At 32.5% G+C, this 21,734-nt stretch carries 25 protein-coding genes; 12 read left to right on the forward strand and 13 right to left on the reverse strand.

The window, feature by feature from the left end:
* Positions 1–67 precede the first annotated feature (67 nt).
* The gene (locus ACVC43_RS12375) at positions 68–1,495 is read left to right on the forward strand and encodes an MBOAT family O-acyltransferase (protein WP_452224844.1); all 1,428 of its coding nucleotides are present in this window, start codon (positions 68–70) and stop codon (positions 1,493–1,495) included.
* Positions 1,495–2,592 (forward strand): alginate O-acetyltransferase AlgX-related protein, encoded by a 1,098-nt coding sequence (locus tag ACVC43_RS12380; protein WP_452224845.1) that lies wholly within the window; start codon positions 1,495–1,497, stop codon positions 2,590–2,592. The genes ACVC43_RS12375 and ACVC43_RS12380 overlap by 1 nt, the downstream gene beginning before the upstream one ends.
* 47 nt (positions 2,593–2,639) lie before the next feature.
* On the opposite strand, the gene gdhA is transcribed toward ACVC43_RS12380, so the two are convergent.
* Entirely contained in the window at positions 2,640–3,983 is a 1,344-nt protein-coding gene (gene gdhA, locus ACVC43_RS12385) for an NADP-specific glutamate dehydrogenase (RefSeq protein WP_452224846.1), read from the reverse strand.
* 223 nt (positions 3,984–4,206) lie between these two features.
* Here gdhA and ACVC43_RS12390 point away from each other — a divergent pair, with 223 nt between their 5' ends.
* Positions 4,207–5,016: a THC0290_0291 family protein gene (locus ACVC43_RS12390; RefSeq protein ID WP_452224847.1), complete on the forward strand. Its 810-nt coding sequence runs from the start codon at positions 4,207–4,209 to the stop codon at positions 5,014–5,016.
* A 72-nt stretch (positions 5,017–5,088) separates the two neighbouring features.
* Here the strand turns inward: ACVC43_RS12390 and ACVC43_RS12395 are convergent, their stop codons facing one another.
* Positions 5,089–6,228: a cystathionine gamma-synthase gene (locus tag ACVC43_RS12395; RefSeq protein ID WP_452224848.1), complete on the reverse strand. Its 1,140-nt coding sequence runs from the start codon at positions 6,226–6,228 to the stop codon at positions 5,089–5,091.
* Between the two features lie 107 nt (positions 6,229–6,335).
* Between ACVC43_RS12395 and ACVC43_RS12400 the strand changes: the two genes are divergently transcribed.
* A complete protein-coding gene (locus ACVC43_RS12400) occupies positions 6,336–7,079 on the forward strand; it encodes a PdaC/SigV domain-containing protein (protein WP_452224849.1) in 744 nt (247 codons plus the stop codon).
* Here the strand turns inward: ACVC43_RS12400 and ACVC43_RS12405 are convergent.
* A complete protein-coding gene (locus tag ACVC43_RS12405) occupies positions 7,068–7,532 on the reverse strand; it encodes a DinB family protein (protein WP_452224850.1) in 465 nt (154 codons plus the stop codon). The genes ACVC43_RS12400 and ACVC43_RS12405 overlap by 12 nt on opposite strands.
* A gap of 124 nt (positions 7,533–7,656) precedes the next feature.
* Between ACVC43_RS12405 and ACVC43_RS12410 the strand changes: the two genes are divergently transcribed.
* Both ACVC43_RS12410 and ACVC43_RS12415 read left to right on the forward strand, forming a co-directional pair.
* Entirely contained in the window at positions 7,657–8,016 is a 360-nt protein-coding gene (locus ACVC43_RS12410) for an arsenate reductase family protein (protein ID WP_452224851.1), read from the forward strand.
* On the forward strand, positions 8,006–8,890 hold the full coding sequence (locus ACVC43_RS12415; protein WP_452224852.1) for a DMT family transporter: 885 nt from the start codon (positions 8,006–8,008) through the stop codon (positions 8,888–8,890). The genes ACVC43_RS12410 and ACVC43_RS12415 overlap by 11 nt, the downstream gene beginning before the upstream one ends.
* Before the next feature lies 1 nt (position 8,891).
* Here the strand turns inward: ACVC43_RS12415 and ACVC43_RS12420 are convergent, their stop codons facing one another.
* Complete coding sequence (locus tag ACVC43_RS12420) at positions 8,892–9,371, reverse strand: acyl-CoA thioesterase (RefSeq protein WP_452224853.1); 480 nt, start codon at positions 9,369–9,371, stop codon at positions 8,892–8,894.
* Between the two features lie 82 nt (positions 9,372–9,453).
* Here ACVC43_RS12420 and ACVC43_RS12425 point away from each other — a divergent pair, with 82 nt between their 5' ends.
* From ACVC43_RS12425 to ACVC43_RS12440, 4 genes are all read left to right on the forward strand, one after another.
* The gene (locus tag ACVC43_RS12425) at positions 9,454–10,311 is read left to right on the forward strand and encodes a YicC/YloC family endoribonuclease (protein WP_452224854.1); all 858 of its coding nucleotides are present in this window, start codon (positions 9,454–9,456) and stop codon (positions 10,309–10,311) included.
* Positions 10,312–10,373: 62 nt separating this feature from the next.
* Positions 10,374–10,973 (forward strand): guanylate kinase, encoded by a 600-nt coding sequence (gmk, locus tag ACVC43_RS12430; protein WP_452224855.1) that lies wholly within the window; start codon positions 10,374–10,376, stop codon positions 10,971–10,973.
* A gap of 58 nt (positions 10,974–11,031) precedes the next feature.
* Positions 11,032–11,610, forward strand: coding sequence for a nicotinate (nicotinamide) nucleotide adenylyltransferase (nadD, locus tag ACVC43_RS12435; RefSeq protein WP_452224856.1), 579 nt, complete (start codon positions 11,032–11,034; stop codon positions 11,608–11,610).
* A 200-nt stretch (positions 11,611–11,810) separates the two neighbouring features.
* Entirely contained in the window at positions 11,811–12,029 is a 219-nt protein-coding gene (locus ACVC43_RS12440; RefSeq protein ID WP_452224857.1) for a PLDc N-terminal domain-containing protein, read from the forward strand.
* Between the two features lie 87 nt (positions 12,030–12,116).
* Here the strand turns inward: ACVC43_RS12440 and lysM are convergent, their stop codons facing one another.
* A complete protein-coding gene (gene lysM / locus ACVC43_RS12445; protein WP_452224858.1) occupies positions 12,117–12,602 on the reverse strand; it encodes a peptidoglycan-binding protein LysM in 486 nt (161 codons plus the stop codon).
* Positions 12,603–12,769: 167 nt separating this feature from the next.
* On the reverse strand, positions 12,770–13,726 hold the full coding sequence (locus ACVC43_RS12450; RefSeq protein WP_452224859.1) for a nicotinic acid mononucleotide adenyltransferase: 957 nt from the start codon (positions 13,724–13,726) through the stop codon (positions 12,770–12,772).
* 129 nt (positions 13,727–13,855) lie between these two features.
* On the opposite strand from ACVC43_RS12450, the gene ACVC43_RS12455 reads away from it, so the two are divergent.
* A complete protein-coding gene (locus ACVC43_RS12455; RefSeq protein ID WP_452224860.1) occupies positions 13,856–14,857 on the forward strand; it encodes an NAD(P)H-dependent glycerol-3-phosphate dehydrogenase in 1,002 nt (333 codons plus the stop codon).
* 172 nt (positions 14,858–15,029) lie between these two features.
* On the opposite strand, the gene ACVC43_RS12460 is transcribed toward ACVC43_RS12455, so the two are convergent.
* Genes ACVC43_RS12460 through ACVC43_RS12470 form a run of 3 tightly spaced genes read right to left on the reverse strand, consistent with a single transcriptional unit; the run spans position 15,030 to position 16,838 of the window.
* A complete protein-coding gene (locus ACVC43_RS12460) occupies positions 15,030–15,425 on the reverse strand; it encodes a hypothetical protein (RefSeq protein WP_452224861.1) in 396 nt (131 codons plus the stop codon).
* A 2-nt stretch (positions 15,426–15,427) separates the two neighbouring features.
* Positions 15,428–16,447 (reverse strand): phenylalanine--tRNA ligase subunit alpha, encoded by a 1,020-nt coding sequence (pheS, locus tag ACVC43_RS12465; protein ID WP_452224862.1) that lies wholly within the window; start codon positions 16,445–16,447, stop codon positions 15,428–15,430.
* 34 nt (positions 16,448–16,481) lie between these two features.
* Positions 16,482–16,838, reverse strand: a complete 357-nt coding sequence (locus tag ACVC43_RS12470) for a hypothetical protein (protein ID WP_452224863.1) — start codon at positions 16,836–16,838, stop codon at positions 16,482–16,484.
* A gap of 173 nt (positions 16,839–17,011) precedes the next feature.
* Here ACVC43_RS12470 and ACVC43_RS12475 point away from each other — a divergent pair, with 173 nt between their 5' ends.
* Positions 17,012–17,536 carry a CvpA family protein gene (locus tag ACVC43_RS12475; protein WP_452224864.1) on the forward strand — a complete coding sequence of 175 codons (525 nt, stop codon included), beginning with the start codon at positions 17,012–17,014 and terminating at the stop codon, positions 17,534–17,536.
* 54 nt (positions 17,537–17,590) lie between these two features.
* On the opposite strand, the gene ACVC43_RS12480 is transcribed toward ACVC43_RS12475, so the two are convergent.
* From ACVC43_RS12480 to ACVC43_RS12495, 4 genes are all read right to left on the reverse strand, one after another.
* Entirely contained in the window at positions 17,591–18,220 is a 630-nt protein-coding gene (locus ACVC43_RS12480) for a carbonic anhydrase family protein (RefSeq protein WP_452224865.1), read from the reverse strand.
* A gap of 47 nt (positions 18,221–18,267) precedes the next feature.
* Positions 18,268–20,130 (reverse strand): SulP family inorganic anion transporter, encoded by a 1,863-nt coding sequence (locus tag ACVC43_RS12485; RefSeq protein ID WP_452224866.1) that lies wholly within the window; start codon positions 20,128–20,130, stop codon positions 18,268–18,270.
* Between the two features lie 97 nt (positions 20,131–20,227).
* Positions 20,228–20,905 (reverse strand): DUF2490 domain-containing protein, encoded by a 678-nt coding sequence (locus ACVC43_RS12490; protein WP_452224867.1) that lies wholly within the window; start codon positions 20,903–20,905, stop codon positions 20,228–20,230.
* A gap of 25 nt (positions 20,906–20,930) precedes the next feature.
* Positions 20,931–21,734 carry a universal stress protein gene (locus ACVC43_RS12495; protein WP_452224868.1) on the reverse strand — a complete coding sequence of 268 codons (804 nt, stop codon included), beginning with the start codon at positions 21,732–21,734 and terminating at the stop codon, positions 20,931–20,933.

Here is a 21,734-nt window from a genome sequence, read left to right on the forward strand (position 1 = left end):
TAAATAATTAAAACCAAAAATACTATATTTTATTGTATTTTGGCGATTGTTAATTTTAAAGAAGTTTATGCTTTTTAGTAGCCCTATTTTTTTATTTCTCTTTTTACCATTTACGCTACTTGTCTATTATTTAGCTCCTAAGAAATTTAAAAATCTAATTTTATTAGTACTAAGCCTTGGTTTTTATACTTGGGGCGAAAAAGAATTAGTGTTGTTAATTATTGCCTCTGCTCTAATTGATTATTCAGCAGGACTTATAATTATGTATGGAAAACGCAAGTTAGGCTTGGTTTTATCGATTTTATTTAACCTGTCTATTCTATTTTACTTTAAATATTCCGACTTTATTTTTTCTAATTTAGTAGAAACGCTTCAATACTTTAACATTGCGTCTTATCATGCAAATAGCTTTGCAAATGTAATATTACCTTTAGGAATTAGCTTTTATACTTTTCAAACAATGTCTTATACCATAGATGTTTACAGAGGGCATGTAAAGGCAAATACAAATTTTATAGACTTTGCTACTTATGTAACTTTGTTTCCTCAGTTAATTGCAGGTCCAATAGTTAGATATTCTCACATCGAAAAAGAGATAAAAAGCAGGAAAACAAGCTATCCGTTATTTGCCGAAGGTGTCGAACGTTTTATTATTGGTTTGGCAAAAAAAATGATCATTGCAAATAATTGTGCCTTTCTGGTAGATGGTATTTTTAATCTGCCACCAAATGAATCCTCGGCGCTAATAGCTTGGTTAGGTGTCATTGCTTATAGTTTTCAAATTTATTTCGATTTTTCAGGTTATTCAGACATGGCAATAGGACTTGGGAAAATGTTTGGCTTTAACTTTCCAGAAAACTTCAATTATCCATACATTTCTAAATCCATTCAAGAATTCTGGCGAAGATGGCACATGACGTTATCGAGTTGGTTTAAAGATTATTTATATATTTCTTTAGGAGGTAATCGAAAAGGAAATATGAGAACATATATTAATCTTTTCATTGTGTTCTTTGTAACAGGTCTATGGCATGGAGCAAGTTGGACTTTTGTAATTTGGGGAATAAGTCATGGGCTTTTTATAATTATAGAAAAACTAGGTTTAAATAAATTACTTAAAAAAGGAGGAAATGCCATTTCTGTTTTTTATGCTTTATTCACAGTAAATGTGACTTGGCCTATTTTTAGAAGCGACACCATAACTGAGGCCATTAATTATATAAAAATGATGTTTAATTTTAAGGCAAGTACTAATTTTGAATATTTAAATTTTTATCTATCAAAAGAAACTCTAATAGTACTTTTATTTGCACTTATTTTCTCTACACCAGTGCACAGAACTTTTAAAGCATATATGGAAAAGATAAATCCAGAATCGATTAAATTTAAAACGGTACAGAGTTTAAAAATTGTGTCGTTATTCTCTTTACTGTTTATTAGTTACATGTACATAGCAACAGACTCATATAACCCGTTTATTTATTTTAGATTTTAATGCGCACAACTAAAAACATAAAATATAAGTTTGTTGTTATACTATTTTTAATAGCAATAGTGCTGCCTAATGCTGTTCAAATTCTTAATTTAGAAAAAGGTTTAACTAATAATGAAAACAGAGAATACACAGCAGTACCAAAATTTAATTTTAAAAAACCAATAGCTTCTATTGGTGAGTATAAAAATTATTATTTAGAAAATTTCGGGTTAAAAACTGCTCTGGTAAATAACTATATAAATTTAAAAGCGAACATCCTAAACGAAAACCCAATTCCAAACCGTGTAGTAAAAGGGAAAGAGGAGTGGTTTTTTTTAGGAAATAATAATAACAACGTTTTAAATAATAGTTTTGGTAATGATTCCTTTACTGAAAAAGAATTATTAAACACCATAACCTACTTAAAAGGATTAAAGCAATATTTTAATGCCAAGAACATTGCTTTTTATGTAGTAATACCACCAGATAAAAATAATGTCTATCAAGAATATTTACCTTATAAGTTAAAACAGAACGCGACCAAATTAGATGCTTTAAAAACATTGCTTAAACAAAATGCAGGTATTGAAATTATAGATTTAACACCAACACTTAAAGCTAATAAAAACGAATACCCACTATATTTGAAGACAGATACGCACTGGAATTATTATGGAGCATATTTTGGCTATAGCCATACTGTAGAGGCAATTAATAAAGACGGTTTTAACTTAAAAAAAGTGCCATTAAGTGATTTTGAACTTACTAACTACGACTTTGAGAAAGGGGACTTAACTAAAATGATTAATGTAATAGTAAAAGAACCAGGTATAAGTATAAAAAAGAAAACACTAAGTAATGTAGCATTAGTTTCCAGCTCTCCAATGTCATTACATTTTAAAAACGGCACTCAAAATGTCAAGGCTATTATGTATCGGGATTCTTACAGTAATGCGTGGATTCCTTTTTTTAACGAGAGTTTTGCTGAAATTATCTACCACAAAAAATACATTGTCGATAAAAATGAAATAGACACTTTTAATCCAGATCTTGTCATATTCGAAGTTATAGAGCGAAATATAGACATGTTTGGCAAAGCAGATATATATAAAAACTAAAAAAGCTTCCTGAAAAAGGAAGCTTTTTTTTATACGCTTATTTTATATTATACAACACCTTGCGCAAGCATAGCATCTGCAATTTTAACAAAACCGGCTACGTTAGCTCCCTTAACATAATCAATGCTTCCATCTTTTTGTTTTCCATAAATAACACAAGAGTCGTGTATATCGTCCATAATCTGGTGAAGTTTAGCATCCACCTCTTCTCTTGTCCAATTATAGCGCAAAGAATTTTGGCTCATTTCTAAGCCTGAAGTTGCTACACCACCAGCATTTGAAGCTTTTCCAGGAGAGAATAGCACTTTTGCCTTCTGTAAAACCTCAATGGCTTCAGGAGTTGTAGGCATATTAGCACCTTCGGCAACTGCAATAACGTTATTTTTAACTAACGCTTCAGCTTCCTCTTTATTTAATTCATTTTGAGTAGCACATGGCATCGCTAAATCACAATTAACACTCCAAGGCCTTTCGCCTTCATGATATGTTGCAGTCGTGTATTTATCAATATACTCACTAATACGTCCGCGTTTAACATTTTTAATTTGCATGATATGAGCTAATTTCTCAGCATCAATACCATCTTTATCATGTATGTAACCCGAAGAGTCCGACATAGTAACCACTTTGCCACCTAATTGTGTCGCTTTTTCGCATGCATACTGTGCTACGTTTCCTGAGCCCGATATAACAACAGTTTTTCCTTCAAACGAATCGTTTTTAGTTGCCAACATATTTTTTGCAAAATAAACACAACCATATCCAGTAGCTTCTGGTCTAATTAAAGATCCTCCATAACTTATACCTTTTCCAGTTAAAACACCAGTAAACTCGTTACGCAGTCTTTTATATTGCCCAAACATATAACCAATTTCACGACCACCAACGCCTATATCTCCAGCAGGAACATCTGTATTGGCACCAATATGGCGAAATAATTCAGACATGAAAGATTGACAAAAGCGCATAACTTCGTTATCGCTTTTTCCTTTAGGGTTAAAATCACTTCCTCCTTTACCGCCACCCATAGGTAACGTGGTTAATGAGTTTTTAAACATTTGCTCAAAACCTAAAAATTTAAGAATACTTAAATTTACTGAAGGATGAAAACGCAAACCACCTTTATAAGGGCCTATTGCAGAATTAAATTCCACTCTAAACGCTCTGTTAACCTGTGTTTCTCCTTTGTCATCTATCCAAGGGACTCTAAATATAATAGTACGCTCTGGTTCCACCATACGCTCTAATAACATTTTATTTTGATATTTAGGATTGTCTTCAATAAATGGTATTACCGTTTCTGCAACCTCATGAACTGCTTGTAAAAATTCTGGTTCATGACTATTTTTTTCTTTAACTGAATCTAAAAAGGCTTGTATTTTCTTTTCCATCTAATTGGTTAATTATGTTTTTGTAAAATAGTGACTTCAATCGAAGTACAAATATACATTATCTTTAAAAAAAACGATTGTTTTTTTTGAATTTCGCAAACGCATATTTTAATAATCTTTACCGTATAAAAAATATTTTATTGCATTTTGTCTATAAAATTTGTTGGTTTATCGGTATTTTATATATTTGTTGCGTTTAATGCCTCTAAATTTGAACATAAATATGCGCAATGCCAAACTATTAGCTAAGCTACTTATTATATTATTCGCTGCCCAATCGTCTTTTGCACAGTTAGGATTTTCTCATGAAATAGGTGTTATCACGGGACCTGTGGCTTTTAAATCGGATTATGGTTTAAGAAATGAATTTGAAACCAATGCAGGAAATACCGGTTTTGGTATTGGTTTAGTACATTATATCAATTTTGCCTACAGAGCAGATTGTAACTGTTATACAACAGATAATTATTTTAATGACCACTTTAAATTAAGAACCGAACTATCATACAATAAAACTGAGCTTGAACATTTTGGAGAATTTGTCGATCCTTCAAGAACAAGTATTGAATCGCAAAGATTAAGAGGTCATAAGGGAGAGGCTAATAATATAGATATTGGCATGCAAATAGAATACTTTCCTTTAAGCATTCGGTCGTTTCAGGCTTTTGCATACAAGTTAGCACCCTTTGTTAGTCTTGGTGCACATTACGTATCCTTTAATCCTAAAGTAAGTACATCGTTTGGTAGTGGAGATATTAGAAATTCCAATAATTTTTATCAGCCTTGGTATACTAATGTTCCAGATCCTGTAAATGCACAACCTATAGATGTTAGTGGTGGAGGAACCTGGTCTGTGGTTTCAAGTATTGGAGTACGTTATAAAATATCGCCACTTGCAGATTTAATGTTAGATTTACGAGGGCAATATTACTTTAGTGATTGGGTAGATGGTTTAAATCATGATTTAGAATATAACAAATATAACGATTGGTTGGTTTGGTTAAATTTTGGCTATATCTATTATTTAGATTAATCGCATCATAAAACATAACAAAAAAGCTCAAGTTTTAAACTTGAGCTTTTTTGTTTCTTAAATAAATATAGCCTATCCTAAAGCTTGCTTTAAATCGTTAATCAAATCTTCTTCATCTTCAATACCAACACTTAACCTAATTAAAGAGTCTACAACACCAGTCTTTTCACGTTCCTTCTTTGGTATACTGGCATGCGTCATACTCGCAGGATGTCCAGCCAAAGACTCTACACCACCAAGAGATTCGGCTAATGTAAATAACTTGAAATTTTCAACTAATTTAATAGCTTCTTCGTAATTGTTACCTTTAGTGGTAAACGAAACCATGCCACCAAAATCTTTCATTTGAGATTTAGCAATAGTGTGGCTTGGGTGGTTTTCAAAGCCAGGCCAATACACACGCTCCACTTTAGAGTGGGATGCCAGATAATGCGCAATTGCTTTACCATTTTCGCAATGGCGTTGCATTCTAACATGTAATGTTTTAATGCCACGAAGTGCCAAAAACGCATCTTGTGGTCCACAAACTGCTCCACTTGCATTTTGAATAAAATATAGTTTATCTGCCAGCTCCTTGTCTTTTACAATAAGTGCGCCCATAACCAAATCACTATGACCACCAATGTATTTTGTAGCCGAATGCATAACAATATCTGCTCCTAAATCTAACGGTTGTTGTAAATAAGGTGTTGCAAAGGTATTATCGACAGCAAGTAAAATACTATACCTTTTGGCAATAGCTGCAGTTGCTTTAATATCGATAATATTTAGCATGGGATTAGTTGGTGTTTCCACCCAAATTAGTTTCGTATTTTTATTTATATAATTTTCAATTTTTGAAGCGTTTTGCATGCCAACAAAATGAAACTTGATGCCAAATTTTTCAAAAATGGAGGTAAATAAACGGTAGGTTCCTCCATATAAGTCGTTAGTGGAAATCACTTCATCACCAGGTTTTAAAAGCTTTAAAACAGCATCTATTGCTGCCAAACCAGAGCCAAAGGCTAACCCAAACTCTCCGTTTTCTATACTCGCAAATGCGTTTTCTAAGGCTTGTCGTGTTGGGTTATGTGTTCTTGAATATTCGAAACCTTTATGTCCTCCAGGAGTGGACTGTGCATAGGTTGAGGTTTGATAAATTGGAGGCATTACAGCGCCATAAGCTGGGTCGGGATGCTGTTTGCCGTGGATGGTTTTGGTGTTAAATTTCATAGAGGTTATATCAATTATTAACTAAAAATAACTTTTCAGTTTTTTTTGATTACAACAAAAATAGCCTTTAATTCGTTGTATTCAAATTGAATTAAAACCTTTAGCCCATGTTTAACAGTGCGATTTTAAAATTCATTACATTATGTTGCCTAACTTTATTTTTAGGCTGCTTTTTTTCTTGTAAAGATGAGGTTATTCTCGATTTTGCAGAAACAAACATTGTAGATGAGGGAGAAACAATAATAGAAATAAACATCCCAAAAGCTAAAGGCTCAAGCGAAGCTGCAAAGCAAATTAATACTACGTTGAATCATTTTGTAAATACAGCCTTAAATATTGAAGGTTATAAAGAGCCTAAGTCGAGTACTGAAGAGAGTATTGCCGATTTTAAAACATCGTATAATGATTTTAAAACACAAATCGGAAAAACCCTTTACACAGAGCTACCACCTTGGGAGGTTGTTATAGATGGTGAAATAATTTACAAAAACCAATCGCTTGCATGTGTTGCTATGAGTTCCAGCATTAATACTGGAGGAGCACACAGTAATTTAATTTTCAGATTTTATAATTTCGATACTAAAACAGGTCGCGAATTACAAACTAACGACTTAATAAACGATATACCTGCATTTACAACGCTTGCTAAAAAATATTTCGATAAAGAATTATTATCTGCAGAAGATAACCGTATTAAAGCTTTTGAAACTAATACGTTTAAGCTACCTGAGCATCTTGGCTTTAGCGAAGATGGTGTAATTGTTTTTTACGACACTTTTAATTCTGCATTAAATAATATTATAGAGTTTACAATACCTTATACTGCTGCAAATAATTATTTAAACTTTTAAAGCTCTTAGTAGCGCTAATATATAACCAGCATGCATGCCTTCGTGAATAAGGGCAAACTGTATGGCTTGGTTAACGTTGGTTAATGTATTTCCTGTTGTGGATAGCGTATATTCATGAAACGTATTAAATACCTTAGAACCAAAATCTGCCTTGGTATGTTCTATAGTAGTAAATGCTAAAATTTTTAATTCATCTACATCTTTTTGTGTGGCTTTGCCATCTGGCTTTGTTCCTTTTTTATATTTAGCAATTAAATCATCACTTACATTTGGCTTTAAACCAGAAAGTTTGTAAACTAATATTTGTTCTGTTACTATACTATGGCCAATATTCCATATAATATTATTGTTGAAACCTTTAGGTATTGCATTTAGCTGTGCTAAAGACAGCTCTTCTAAATAGGCTTTAAAAAAACCTCTTGTCTTGGCAAAAACGTCGAAAGTGAAATTCATAATTTAATTTTTTTTATAAATATAAGCAGAATCTATCTCAAATAAATTTACTTTGTAACCTAAAATTAGGTTTCATATAATTCTAATATCTATAGACATATATGAAACGCGTTTAAATTATTCAATGGCCAATAAAGTATATTATTTAAAATCTTGTAGTACCTGTATTCGTATTTTAAAGGAACTGAATCTACCTGAGAATGTTGTGCTTCAAAACATAAAAACTGAGGCAATAACAGCATCTCAAATTGATGAAATGAAACGATTAGCAGGTAGTTACGAGGCGCTTTTCAGCAAAAGAGCGACGCTTTACAAGCAACGCGATTTAAAAAACAAAAACCTAACCGAAGACGATTACAAAAATCTAATCTTAGAGCATTATACTTTTTTAAGCCGACCTGTTTTTATTTTGAATAATGCCATTTTTATTGGTAATTCTAAAGCCAACGTCGAAGCCGTAAAACATGCGTTAAATGAAAATTAGATATTGGGCACTTATAGCTGCCTTTATGGTTCAGCTATTATATGGCTTAAATTTTACTTTTGCAAAGGATGTTATGGCAGGTGGTTATATGAAACCTTTTGGTTTTATTTTACTCCGTATTGCAGGCGCAACTCTTTTGTTTTGGGTTTTTAGTTTTATGGGACCCAAGGAAAAAATTAATGGTAAAGATTATTTTACTTTTTTCTTGGCGGCCGTTTTTGGTGTCGCTACAAACATGCTCACCTTTTTTAAAGGTTTAGAATATACAACACCCATTCATGCCTCTGTAATAATGATAACCACACCAATTATTGTATTGGTATTATCTGCAATTTATCTAAAAGAACGTATTACCAATTTAAAAGTGTTGGGTGTTATTTTAGGATTTTCTGGTGCTTTGGTTTTAAGTCTTTATGGAAAATCGAACTTAGAAGGCGACAACGTGCTACTTGGTAATTTATTTGTTTTTATAAATGCAGTTTCTTACAGTATTTATATTATAATAGTTAAGAAATTAACTTATAAATACCATCCGTTTACTTTTATACGCTGGTTGTTTTTGTTTGGTTTAATTATGGTAATACCTTTTGGGTATAACGATTTAATGACAACTCAGTTTTCGGCATTTACTCCATACATTACCTTTTCGGTGTTATTTGTTGTTGTTGGCGCTACTTTTGGCACCTATTTGTTAAATCCATTAGCTCTTAAGCATTTAAGGGCCTCAACAGTTACTACATTTATATATATACAACCTGTAATTGCAGGTATTTTTGCTATAATTATGGGTAGCGATAGTATAACTACAGTTAAATTAGTGGCTTCTGCTTTAATATTTACTGGTGTCTATCTGGTAACTAAAAAACCAAAATAATTTAACTGTCTAAGTTTTTAGGCGTGCGACCGTTAGCTCTTGTGTCTTCTTTGGTAAGTAGTTTATAATTGCTCGATTTTGGAAAACTCTCTGCTAAATTCATGAGGACATCTGGTAAGCCTGTCATTTTTCTGGCTTTTAGATCAATCCAGGCGCCAAGCATTTCGCAAAAAGCTATATTTTCTCCTTTATGATTGTAAAAGTTATGATCGAATTTAAAAAACGTACCATCTTCACTCAAACCAGAAACCTCTAAAGACACTGTAATAGGCTGGCCCATGAAAGCTTCTTTAAAATAGTGCATGTGCTCGTAAAATACAACAGGCCCAATATTATGCAATGCTAATTCTTTCATTGTAAATCCATGTTCTATTAAAAAGGCCATTCTGGTATGACTCATAAAATTAGTGTAGGCAGAATTGGCTAAATGTCTATTAGCATCAACATCACTCCAACGTATTTCGAATTGTTTTTTGTACATTTTTGTATATTTTGAAATGCAAAAATACTATTTTTTAAGGATTCTGTTTTCATTACCTTTGCTCAACTTTACACATTAGTTTATGATACATTCTATGACAGGTTACGGTAAATCTGTATTACAACTGCCAACTAAGAAAATAACAATAGAGCTGAAATCGCTTAATAGCAAAAACCTAGATTTAAATGCAAGAATGCCTTCAATTTATAGAGAGAAAGAGCTCTATCTTAGAAAATTAATGGCAAAACAATTAGATCGCGGAAAAATAGATTTTTCTATTTATGTAGAAGCTACAGCAGAAGATACTTCCACCAAAATCAATACACCTGTGGTTAAGCAATACATTCAGCAACTAAAAAATGTTGTTGATGGTAATGAGATCGATTTGCTAAAAATGGCAGTACGGTTTCCAGATGCATTAAATACTGAGCGCGAAGAAATAGATGAAACAGAGTGGAAGCAGATAGAAGCAGAAATTAAAAAGGCAATTGCAGCTATTAACGATTACCGTTTAAATGAAGGAAAGGTATTAGAAGAAGATTTTAAAAACCGGGTTGCCACTATTGAAACGTTATTAGAACAAGTTATTGCAATAGATCCCGAACGTGTAGATGCCGTTCGCGAACGATTAAAGAAAGGTGTAGAGGAACTTCGAGAAAAACACGACGAAAATCGTTTTGAGCAGGAATTGGTTTATTACATTGAAAAATTTGATATTACAGAGGAGAAAGTCCGCTTAAAAAACCACTTGGACTATTTTATCGAAACATTAAACTCTAAAGATTCCAACGGAAAAAAATTGGGCTTTATAGGCCAAGAAATGGGACGAGAAATAAACACCATTGGTTCTAAAAGTAATTACGCCCCAATGCAGCAGCTGGTAGTACAAATGAAAGATGAATTAGAAAAAATAAAAGAGCAATTATTAAACGTACTTTAAAAGAATAAAATAAATTAAAAATAGGCACGCTTATAATTTCAAAGCGTTTTAAATTACAATCATTGATTAATCAAACCAACAAACAAGGTAAACTAATAGTATTCTCGGCACCATCTGGTTCTGGTAAAACAACTATTGTAAGGCATTTATTAAAGCAGGAAGCATTAAACTTAGCATTCTCGATTTCGGCAACTTCTCGCGAAAAACGAGGCACTGAAATGCATGCAGAAGATTACTACTTTATGTCTGCAAGCGAATTTAAACAACACATTAAAGACGACGATTTTTTAGAGTGGGAAGAAGTATACAGAGATAATTTTTATGGCACTTTAAAAAGTGAAGTCGAGCGACTTTGGGCTTTGGGTAAAAACGTTATTTTCGATATTGATGTGTCTGGCGGATTGCGTATTAAACGAAAATTTCCAGATCAAACATTAGCTGTTTTTGTAAAGCCGCCAAGTATAGATGAGCTTAAAATTAGATTAAAAAACAGAAAAACCGAAAGTGACGACAAAATAAATATGCGTGTGGCAAAAGCCAGTGCAGAGTTAGCAACCGCACCACTTTTTGATATTGTTATAGAAAATGATAATTTAGAAAAGGCGCTGCAAGAAGCAGAAGGAGTAGTCGGGCACTTTTTAATTACCGAAACTAAAGAATAAAACACTTTATTGAAAATAAGCACGATATTAAGCATTTTAGAAGTGATATAATATAATTATGAATATTGGTCTCTATTTTGGTTCTTTTAACCCTATACATGTTGGGCATTTAATTATTGCCAATCAATTAGTAGAAAACAGCGACTTGGACCAAGTTTGGTTTGTAGTTACACCACACAATCCTTTTAAGAAAAAGAGTTCCCTTCTTGATAATTATCAGCGCTTAGAAATGGTGCACTTGGCTACTAAAGATTACTCTAAATTAAAAGAAAGTAATATAGAGTTTAATTTACCACAACCAAACTATACTATTAATACACTTACCTATTTACAAGAAAAATATCCAGCATACCAGTTCTCTCTTATTATGGGAGAAGATAATTTAAAAAGTTTTCACAAGTGGAAGAATTATGAGCTCATTTTAGAAAACCATAATATATATGTTTACCCAAGAATTTCTGAAGGTCAAGTAGCATCGCAATTTACTGAGCATAAAAAAATACATAGAGTAGAGGCGCCTATAATTGAAATTTCCTCAACATTAATTAGAAATGGAATTAAAGAAGGCAAAAATGTTAAGCCTTTATTACCAGAACATGTCTGGAATTATTTAGATGAGATGAATTTTTATAGATAAAATTCATATTAATTGTTCCTTATTTTAGGTTTAAAACAGCCCTAATTTTGTTATAATTTCTTACAAACGCAAAAAAGTACGGTTTTTACCGTACAGCAAAATCATTAAAACATCACTTTTTCGACGAAATGCACAAAATCAATAAAAATAGTTTTGTGGGCATGTTCTGTTTAGTATAATTTTGGTGAAAAGAAAAACAAATGCAATTAGTGAATCCCTTATCATTATTACTAATTTTAGTCACATTAGTTGGCTATGTATACTTAAGTCTGTGGGTTGTTTTTATTAATGAGCACAACAATAATTCTAAGAGAATTTGGACTTTTATTATTTTATTAATGCCTTTTATAGGTTCTACAATATACTTTGTAAATCACTTAACTAAAGTAGATTTACCTAAAGTGCCCTCTAGCAAATGATTGTAGGTATTATTTGTTAGTTTTGATTAATAGCGAAAAAAGCCAACTCAATTGAGTTGGCTTTTTTATTCAATAAACTTTATTTTCTTAGTCTAACGCAGGAATACGTAACACTTGTCCTGGATAAATTTTATCTGGATGCTCTAGCATTGGTTTGTTAGCTTCAAAAATTACAGGATACTTCATGGCGTTACCATAAAATTTCTTAGCTATTTTGCCTAAAGTATCGCCACTAACAACCGTATGGAACTGTGCTTCTGGTTCTTTGTTTTCAACCGTCATTTGGTCATCCACAGTAGCAATACCATTGCTGTTTCCAACCACTAAAATTGCTTTTTCTCGTGTTGCTTGATCGTGCGCCTTACCAGAAATGGTTGCGGCATCATCATCAATATGGACACTTAATCCTTCAACTTTTAAATCTAAATCTCGTATTGTTTCTTCTAGTTTTCTTGCAGCAGCAGCTTCTTCTCTTACTTCTGTAGCAGCAGCTTCTGCAGCTTCTTCTTTATCTGTTTTTCCTATGCCAAAAATTTTAGCACCTGCATTTTTAATAAATGAAAATAATCCCATAATGTATCTTGTTTTTAATGGTTAATAATATGTCTTGTAAAGTTGGACAAAATCTAAATAAATAGCAACTAATCTTTCTTATTATTATCTTAAAACTCGATATAATACAAAAAGAAACTGCTTTAAGGAACATTCTTAAAGCAGTTTTTTATTTTATGAGAGAAACTTTATGCTCGCTCACGTGTATTTTCTCTTGTATTTTCTTTTTTGGTACTACGTTGCTTACGTTTTTTCTGTGCCGAAGATTTAGATTTATCTATAGAGGTTCCTTCTTTTAAATATTCTATGTAACCTCTTCCAGTAAATTCGTAAACGGTTCCTGAATCTGCGTGAAACAACTCTATTCTTTGGTCATTTATAACGCTTAATTCAAAAAATTCATTATCAAAATAATCATAATCCAGAACCAATGTTTTTAAATACATGTTTCCGCTAACATCACCAACACCATAATTTCCTGTATAATCCCAATATAAATTATCTGGATGTGTACCATAAGGATCTTGAGAACTTCTAAACGTACTGTCGTTTCCGCCAGCTAAAAACTGTAAAAAGTTTTCGTTGTCAAATTCATTTAAAGTACCAAATGTACTTGTATAAGTTTTTTCCCATGCCTCATATTCCTGCATGAAATAATGAATGTTATCATAAAACACATAATCATAATCAAAGTTAGCGCGCTGGTAACCATTTAAAAAATAAGATGTATCGTTAAATGGATTATATAACTCAATGGTATTGTTGTCTATCTGGTACACATCAAAACTATCAAAACCATCAATATCGTGATTGATATCTAAAATCATATGGTTTGTAGAATAAGCACCTATTGGTATTCCAAAGCCACCGCCTTGACTTCCAATTCCAACCAAATTATTGTTGGCATATAAAGTTCCATTTCTAAACGACACTGTAAATGCAATTTGTAAAAATGGTGATTCGCCATAACCAACAGTTTCGTTAATATCTACATACCATAATTCGTAGGAATTTAATAATTGATTTAAAGAAATTGTAGGCGTAGGGTTATTTACATAATCGTCTTCTACTATAACTTCTGTATAGCAAGAGGTAAATAAGGTTGCCATAAGGGCAAATACCGAAAGTAATTTTAATGTCTTCATAATCGTTTCGTTTTAAAGATTGATATTAAACTGATTTCAAAAGCTGTGCCAAAATACCTAATATCTTGATTTGCAAGGTTGTACAAACCATTAATAATTGTGTAATTTTGTTTTATAATCTTATTAAGTATGAGTAAAGAATTAAAGTTCGCTGTTTTTGGATCTGGAAGTTGGGCAACTGCCATTGTAAAAATGTTATGTGAAAATAAGCAGGAAGTAGGATGGTACATGAGAAGTGTCTATACTAAAGAACATTTGTTAAAAGAACAGCACAACCCAACTTATTTAAGCGCTGTAGAATTTAATTTAAAGCAACTTAAGTTAAGTAATGATATTAATGAGATGGTTGCTTATGCCGATGTTTTAATTTTTGTAATTCCGTCTGCCTTTATTGCTTCCGAATTACAAAAACTGCATTTAGAACTTACCGATAAAATTGTTGTAAGTGCCGTAAAAGGTATCATTCCAGAAACAGGTTTGCTCTTAGGCGAGCACTTTCATGATAATTATAATGTACCTTTCGAGAACATAGGTGTTATTGCTGGACCTTGTCATGCCGAAGAAGTGGCATTAGAAAGACTATCGTATCTTACTATCTCATGTGTAGATGCGGAAAAAGCTCAGCTTATAGCCAATGCACTTTCCAGCGACTATATTAAAACAAAAATAAGCGACGATATTATAGGTACAGAATATGCGGTTATGCTTAAAAATATTTATGCAATAGCTGCGGGTATTGCTCATGGATTGGGTTATGGAGATAATTTCCAGAGTGTATTAATGAGTAATGCCATACGCGAAATGAAACGCTTTATTAAGAAAATGCATAAAATGAAACGCAATATAAACAACTCGGCTTATTTAGGCGATTTATTGGTAACTGGCTACTCGGTGTTTTCTAGAAACAGAATGTTTGGAAACATGATTGGTAAAGGTTATACAGTAAAATCTGCACAAATGGAAATGAGTATGGTTGCCGAAGGGTATTATGCTACAAAAAGTGCTTTTGAGCTTAATAAAAAGAATAAAAAGAAGACACGATTACCTATAATAAATGCCGTTTACGATATACTATACGAAGGTAAAGATGCTAAGAAAACGTTTAAAAAATTAACAGATAAATTAGATTAGTTAAATCATTTTGGGCGTTACCACAAGGGTCGGGCTTTACGTTGCAATCTTTTTATTCGTGCCTTATAAAAAGGATTTCCACTGCAATCCCTAACGCATACATAACTAACGCTATTTTTTAAGCTAATGAACAAACTATTTGTAAAGAGAGTTCTGTCTACGCAGAAATATGTTATTTAACCATAACGCCTTTTGCGTCCATTAAAGGCAAAGGCTGTAAAGCTTGTAAGTTAATGGTGTTTTTTCTAAATGTATAGGTTTTATCGAACATTTGGTTACCTTCAAAAAAAGTAACCTTAAACTGGTTGTTAAGCGCAAATAAATCTTCTTGCATTAGTTCTATTTTTGCGTAACTTTTTTTAGGAAGTAGATCTAATTTCTTTCTAAAAATGGATGTCATTTTATCTTTAGAGTAGCCACTGGTAACAATTAACACCATTTCTAAATCAACGTCTTTGTTGTTAATTATATAAGCATTCCAATCTTGCGTTTTATAGACGTCGTTATACTCATTTACCACAGCTATGTAAACGCCTTCAACTTTTGGAATGTGGATGTCCTTTTTCAAGTTTACAATGCAGATTTAAATTGCTCTAAGAATCTAACATCGTTTTCACTTAACAATCTAATATCACTAATCTGGTGTAATAGCATAGCTATTCTATCTATACCAACACCAAAAGCAAAACCTGAGTACTCGTTAGCGTCTATACCGCAATTGGTTAAAACATTTGGGTCTACCATACCACAGCCTCCAATTTCTAACCAGCCTGTTCCCTTTGTAATTTTATAATCGGTTTCAGTCTCTAATCCCCAATACACATCGACCTCTGCACTTGGCTCTGTAAATGGAAAATACGATGGACGCAGTCTTATTTTAGCTTTACCAAACAACTCTGTTGTAAAGTATTGTAAGGTTTGTTTTAAATCTGCAAAACTTACATCTTTATCGATATATAACCCTTCTAATTGATGGAAAAAACAATGAGATCGTGCCGAAATAGCTTCGTTTCTATAAACACGTCCAGGAGAAATAGTACGTATAGGAGGTTGATTGTTTTCCATATAACGTACTTGTACAGAACTCGTGTGCGTACGCAGTAAAATATCTGGATTTGTTTGTATAAAAAAGGTATCCTGCATATCTCTTGCTGGATGATATTCTGGTAAGTTTAATGCAGTGAAATTATGCCAGTCGTCTTCAATTTCTGGACCTTCACTAACATTAAAACCTATTCGCGAAAATATGTCTATTATGTCGTTTTTTACAATAGAAATAGGGTGTCTTGCACCAATAGATATAGGTTCTCCAGGTCGGGATAAATCGTTAAAAGCACTTACTTGTTCACTAGAATTATCTAGCTCCTCTTTTAATGCATTAACCTTTTCCTGAGCTGTGTTTTTGAGCTGATTTATTACTTGACCAAATTCTTTTTTTTGATCATTCGCTACATTTTTAAACTCAGCAAAGTAATCGTTAAGTAGGCCTTTTTTGCCTAAATATTTAATTCTAAACGCCTCAACCTCTTCTTTAGATTGTGCCTTAAAATTTTCTGCTTCTGCGATGAGTTCTTTTATCTTATCTATCATGACTTGTTCAAAATGATGGCAAATTTACTAATTTCTACTCTATATATTCAGTTTCCAAAAAGTAATTTACAATGGCTTCTTTCATTAAAACACTTTGCTCACCAGCTTTTAAAATTGGCAATTGCTCTTTTACTGTATAATGTGGCCACCCTTCGCCATCTACAAAATCTAATTCGTAATAACCATAAGGCGATAGTAGTTTACAGATAGCAATATGCATTAAATCTAACTTATGGTCTTTTTTAAATTTGCGGTCCAGTTGTCCTAATTCCTGAATACCAATAAGGTAAATAATGGCATCTAAGTCTAAGGTGTCGCCATCGGCAAACTGGTTAGATAGTTTTCTAACCACGATTTCCCATCGCTCTTTTAATTCTTGATCTCTTGACATAATATTTCCCACAATATTGGGAATCTTTTAATAATTACACTAATTTTTAAGCGATACCTATTTAAAAATGGCATCCGTTCAACCAAAAAAAATTAAACTCATTTATTCAAAATGTACTATTATTTGGTTTCGCAGACAAAGTTAATTTATATTTGACATATAAATCGTGTTTTATGAGTGTTATTGATATTGTTTTAGGAGCGTTACTTTTGTTTGGACTGGTTCGAGGTTTTATGAAGGGCCTCTTTGTGGAAATAGCCTCATTAATAGCATTGGTTGCTGGCGTTTATGGCGCTATTCATTTTAGCTATTTTGTTGCCGAGTTTCTTATGGAACGTACAGATTGGACAGAAAAAACCATTAACATTACCGCTTTTGCCATAACTTTTGTAATAATAATTATTGTTATTTCTTTAGCAGGAAAAGCATTAACTAAATTAGCAGATTTTGCGGCTTTAGGAATATTGAATAAGCTTTTAGGTGGTGTTTTTGGCGCCTTGAAAATAGGATTAATTTTAAGCGTTTTATTAATTGTTTTCGATAAAATGAACAATACCATTACGTTTTTGGAGGAAGAAAATATTAACGATTCTTTGCTTTATGAACCCGTAAAATCTATTGCACCAATAGTTTTTCCTAACATTATTAAGGCAGACGTTGAAGAGGAGCAAGAATTAATCGATAATGATGAAGCATAAAAAAACCTGCAAAGTTTTACACTTTGCAGGGTGAAATTATATTTAAATGCTGGCTTAAAGCATATTAACTTTACCTGTTTGTAAACTGTAAACAGCACCAACAATTTTAATATCGCCAGCGTCTTCCATTTCTTTTAAAATTGGACTTTTCTCACGAATACGATCGATAGTTAAGTTTACATTATTTTCTACAGTTTTAGCAACGAATGCTTTATTTGAAGAATTTGCTTCTCCATCCACCTCATCTGCACTTTTACGGACTGCTGGTAAAATATTACTTAATAAATGCGTAATGTTACCAAGTTCTACACCGTCGCAAGCTGCTTTTACAGCACCACAGGCTTCGTGTCCCATTACTAATACTAATTTACTTCCTGCAACTTTACAAGAGTATTCTAAACTTCCTAAGATATCTTCATTTTCAAAATTTCCTGCTACTCTTGCCACAAAAACGTCTCCAATAGCTTGATCTAAAACAGTTTCTACTGGTACACGAGAATCGATACAAGATAATACTACGGCTTTTGGAAATTGTCCGCCAGTAGTTTGTTGTACCAGTGCTGCATTGTCTGCACCTTCTAATGTTCCGTCTACAAAACGGCTGTTTCCAGCTAATAAATCTTGTAGTACGCTATCTGGCGTTAATGAATCTTGAACTTGTTTTGTTATTGCTGTGTTTTTCATTTTTTAATTTATTTTTTAATTTCCGCGAAAGCGAAAATTTATTAAACTTAATATTTATCTTCTACATTATTTTTTACCCATTTAAGACAAGATTTAAAATCTTTAAAAATATGCTCATTTGGAATAAAATCTGGAATAATATCAATACGTTCCATCATGTAACGCGGTTGTTTTAATAATCCTACAAATAGTACAGTAATGTTATTCTTTTTTAACTCTTGGAGCATGTCTTCCATTGCGTACAGACCAGATTGGTCCATGTATTGCATACGTCCTAATCTTAAAATAACTGTTTTGGCAGTTATTGGGATTTGAAGTGATAAGGCCTGAAAATCGCTAGTAGAACCAAAGAAAAGAGGGCCTTTTAAATGTTTTATAAACACTTCTTCTTTTAATTCTTCCGGGAAGTTGCCTTCATCATCCCAGGCTTCCTCTTTTAAAGATTTTACATCTGAACGTTCTGCCGTTAAATCTCCAATTTTTTTCATGAACATTAATGAGGCAATGATTAAACCAATACCTACAGCGTAAACTAAATTCCAAAATGTAGAAAGTAGTAATACTATAATCATAATCAATACTTCTGAGCTCAATTTTAGTGGTCCAAGTTTTATGTCTTTTGGTAAACTTGGTATTGCTTTTAAGCCTTTATAATCCATAACACCAATACCAACAGTTACTAATATTCCTGCTAATACTGCTGCCGGAATTTTAGAAGCAATTGGTCCTAAGCCTAAAAGAATAACTAATAACAAAACACCTGCAATCATACCAGATAGTTTTGTTTTTCCACCAGATGTAATATTTACTACAGTACGTATGGTTGCTCCTGCACCAGGAATTCCGCCAAATACCGCTGCAATACTATTTCCTATGCCTTGTCCAACCAGTTCTTTATTAGGTTTGTGCTTGGTTTTAGTCATATTATCTGCAACTACACTTGTAAGTAGCGAATCTATTGCTCCTAATAATGCCAGTGTTAATGCTGTAAAAATATAGGGTGTAATAGAGCCTAAACTAAAACTTGAAAATATCTCTAAATTAGGAATAGGTAAGCCACTTGGGATTTCTTGAATTGGCCTGTAATTTAACCCAAAACCAACGGCAATACCAGACATTATTAATAAGGCCACTAGCGTACTTGGAATGGCTTTTGTTATACGTTTAAAACCATAAATAATTATAATGGTTCCTAAAGCTAATATAAGTTCTAACCAATTTATATTTTGTAATGCTCTTGGAATGGCCTTTAAAGCACCTAAAGCACCAGAAGTTTCCTTTGCTGCTAAAGTTTGAGATTCTTTTAATATATCTGCCTGCGAAATTGCGCTCGCTCTGGAAATGGTTTCTTTAAAATCTTCTAAAACCAAAATGCCTTCGCCAGCTTCTTCTTTTAAAATATTTTCAAGAATAACTTCTTCGGCTTGAGGTTTAAATTGTTCTACAAATGCCATGTCTTCTTTTGGATAATAACCAATTGAAGGCAAAATTTGAGTTAGTAAAATTATAACGCCAATAGCAGTCATAAAACCAGAAACCACAGGGTAAGGAATATATCTAATATACTTTCCAAGTCCCAACGCTCCTAATCCAACTTGCATTAAACCTGCTAAGAGAAAAACAGTTAATATAACTGGTAAGGCTTTGTCTACATCACCATCGTTAGCAGCAATTATTCCCGCTATAACAATCATACTTACTGCTGTCATTGGTGCAGTTGGTCCAGAAATTTGAGTATCTGTTCCACCAAAAAGTGCGGCGAAGAAACTTATAAAAATTGCTCCATACAAGCCTGCTTCTGGTCCTAAGCCAGAAGACACACCAAAGGCTAATGCTAATGGTAATGCAACAATACCTGCTGTGATGCCACCGAATGCGTCACCTTTTATGTTTGAAAACAAATTCTTCATATTTCTAGTTTTTTGGTTTAACTTCTAATTTACTTTTTTCTGTTATATTCTGAAAGTAATGTCGCCTTTTAAAACGACTATTAACACTAATTTAAGATTAGAAATTAACAAAAGCTATTAAATTAATCTGATCTCTTCCAGAGTTTTCAAAAAATTGATTCATATAACCCAGTTCTATTCTTAATGCTTTAGAGAATGTATAACCTAATCCACCGTACAAACGATTTCTATCGAAAACAGATGATTCTGTATTTAAGAAAATCTCATTGTATGCCGAAAGATATAATGGATTTTTGCCATCTTCCTTATATTGAAGAGGAATATTTAATCCCAGAAAATATCTAAAACGCATTTTAAAATCGTCCTCAACAAAACGTTGCTCGAAACGGTATCGATGGCTTAAACCTACAACACCAACCGTTTGCTTGGTGGTAAACTGCTGAAAGATACGATGTTCATTTACAGATACTTTTTCGTCTGTATTGCCTACATAGTTTTCAGATAAAATATAACCGTAACCTAATAATACATTATTGTTATTTTCGGTTAGATTGTATCCTAATCCTGTTCTAAGTAATAATTGCTCTAAATCGCCAATGGCATCATAGTTTCGATATTGCACCTCATTATGAATATTCCAGCCATTATCTAATTTTTTATTACCAATATAAATTAGCCAGTTTCCAAGATTGCTGTCTTGAGCAGTTGCGCATAAAGGCAACACTAACATAATAATTAGTGTTGCAATTGCGCTCCTCTTTTTCAATTTTATCATTCTATAAGTTTTATTCACTTTGTTTTTAATCCTGAAGTACTTGCTCACGTTCTCCCGCCAACAATACCGAAACATTAACTTTATTAATAATATTTTTGATATCGCTATTAGCATCAAAAGTGTTTGCGTTATCTATAAACATTAAATTAATGTTGCTTTTTGAGGCATATTTAGAAATATTATCAAACGCTTCGGTGCCGTTATCAAAAACATATTCTACGGTATTGTTACCAGTAACCGAAGCTTCATTGTCTTGCGGTTCATTTTTAATTGTAAACAATTTTATTGGTTGCTGTGAACGTTGTATCAACACGTTGTTAAAAGGTGTATTTGTATTTATTTTTTTGTTAAAAACACCTAACGATATGTCTTGATTAGGTTGTAAAGGACGCTCACCAGAAGCTATTAAAACTGTTCCTTTATGGTTTTTTAGGACTGTATCAATAAGATTGTCGCCTATAAAATTAAATGTTTTAGCTTTTCTTTTTCCTAAAACAATAATATCTGGTTTATGAGTTTTTATACAGGTTTCTATTTCATTTTTTAAATTCCCGAAAGTAGAACTGAACTTTATATCTAACCCAAAATCTTTATTAATAGGTTCTAATAGGTTTTCAATTTTACTGTTTAGAGTTATTTGTTCTTTACTTATTGAACGCATAGCAGATAATTGATTATCTCTTTCTACAACTTCTGAAGGTTTGGTAACATGGAATAAACTAATGTCTCCACCTACCATTTTTGCTAAACTTACTGTACTTGTTAATAACGATTTGGATGATTCTTTTAAATCTGAAAGCACTAATATTTTATATTTATTGTTTTTCAT

The organism is Lacinutrix chionoecetis, from assembly GCF_053604665.1.

What these genes read in the sequence shown, in the direction of transcription:
- ACVC43_RS12375 (WP_452224844.1), top strand. Translation starts at nt 68, where the DNA reads ATGCTTTTTAGTAGCCCTATTTTTTTATTTCTCTTTTTACCATTTACG.
- ACVC43_RS12380 (WP_452224845.1), top strand. Translation starts at nt 1,495, where the DNA reads ATGCGCACAACTAAAAACATAAAATATAAGTTTGTTGTTATACTATTT.
- gdhA (WP_452224846.1), bottom strand. Translation starts at nt 3,983, where the DNA reads ATGGAAAAGAAAATACAAGCCTTTTTAGATTCAGTTAAAGAAAAAAAT.
- ACVC43_RS12390 (WP_452224847.1), top strand. Translation starts at nt 4,207, where the DNA reads ATGCGCAATGCCAAACTATTAGCTAAGCTACTTATTATATTATTCGCT.
- ACVC43_RS12395 (WP_452224848.1), bottom strand. Translation starts at nt 6,228, where the DNA reads ATGAAATTTAACACCAAAACCATCCACGGCAAACAGCATCCCGACCCA.
- ACVC43_RS12400 (WP_452224849.1), top strand. Translation starts at nt 6,336, where the DNA reads ATGTTTAACAGTGCGATTTTAAAATTCATTACATTATGTTGCCTAACT.
- ACVC43_RS12405 (WP_452224850.1), bottom strand. Translation starts at nt 7,532, where the DNA reads ATGAATTTCACTTTCGACGTTTTTGCCAAGACAAGAGGTTTTTTTAAA.
- ACVC43_RS12410 (WP_452224851.1), top strand. Translation starts at nt 7,657, where the DNA reads ATGGCCAATAAAGTATATTATTTAAAATCTTGTAGTACCTGTATTCGT.
- ACVC43_RS12415 (WP_452224852.1), top strand. Translation starts at nt 8,006, where the DNA reads ATGAAAATTAGATATTGGGCACTTATAGCTGCCTTTATGGTTCAGCTA.
- ACVC43_RS12420 (WP_452224853.1), bottom strand. Translation starts at nt 9,371, where the DNA reads ATGTACAAAAAACAATTCGAAATACGTTGGAGTGATGTTGATGCTAAT.
- ACVC43_RS12425 (WP_452224854.1), top strand. Translation starts at nt 9,454, where the DNA reads ATGATACATTCTATGACAGGTTACGGTAAATCTGTATTACAACTGCCA.
- nadD (WP_452224856.1), top strand. Translation starts at nt 11,032, where the DNA reads ATGAATATTGGTCTCTATTTTGGTTCTTTTAACCCTATACATGTTGGG.
- ACVC43_RS12440 (WP_452224857.1), top strand. Translation starts at nt 11,811, where the DNA reads ATGCAATTAGTGAATCCCTTATCATTATTACTAATTTTAGTCACATTA.
- lysM (WP_452224858.1), bottom strand. Translation starts at nt 12,602, where the DNA reads ATGGGATTATTTTCATTTATTAAAAATGCAGGTGCTAAAATTTTTGGC.
- ACVC43_RS12450 (WP_452224859.1), bottom strand. Translation starts at nt 13,726, where the DNA reads ATGAAGACATTAAAATTACTTTCGGTATTTGCCCTTATGGCAACCTTA.
- ACVC43_RS12455 (WP_452224860.1), top strand. Translation starts at nt 13,856, where the DNA reads ATGAGTAAAGAATTAAAGTTCGCTGTTTTTGGATCTGGAAGTTGGGCA.
- pheS (WP_452224862.1), bottom strand. Translation starts at nt 16,447, where the DNA reads ATGATAGATAAGATAAAAGAACTCATCGCAGAAGCAGAAAATTTTAAG.
- ACVC43_RS12470 (WP_452224863.1), bottom strand. Translation starts at nt 16,838, where the DNA reads ATGTCAAGAGATCAAGAATTAAAAGAGCGATGGGAAATCGTGGTTAGA.
- ACVC43_RS12475 (WP_452224864.1), top strand. Translation starts at nt 17,012, where the DNA reads ATGAGTGTTATTGATATTGTTTTAGGAGCGTTACTTTTGTTTGGACTG.
- ACVC43_RS12480 (WP_452224865.1), bottom strand. Translation starts at nt 18,220, where the DNA reads ATGAAAAACACAGCAATAACAAAACAAGTTCAAGATTCATTAACGCCA.
- ACVC43_RS12485 (WP_452224866.1), bottom strand. Translation starts at nt 20,130, where the DNA reads ATGAAGAATTTGTTTTCAAACATAAAAGGTGACGCATTCGGTGGCATC.
- ACVC43_RS12490 (WP_452224867.1), bottom strand. Translation starts at nt 20,905, where the DNA reads ATGATAAAATTGAAAAAGAGGAGCGCAATTGCAACACTAATTATTATG.
- ACVC43_RS12495 (WP_452224868.1), bottom strand. Translation starts at nt 21,734, where the DNA reads ATGAAAAACAATAAATATAAAATATTAGTGCTTTCAGATTTAAAAGAA.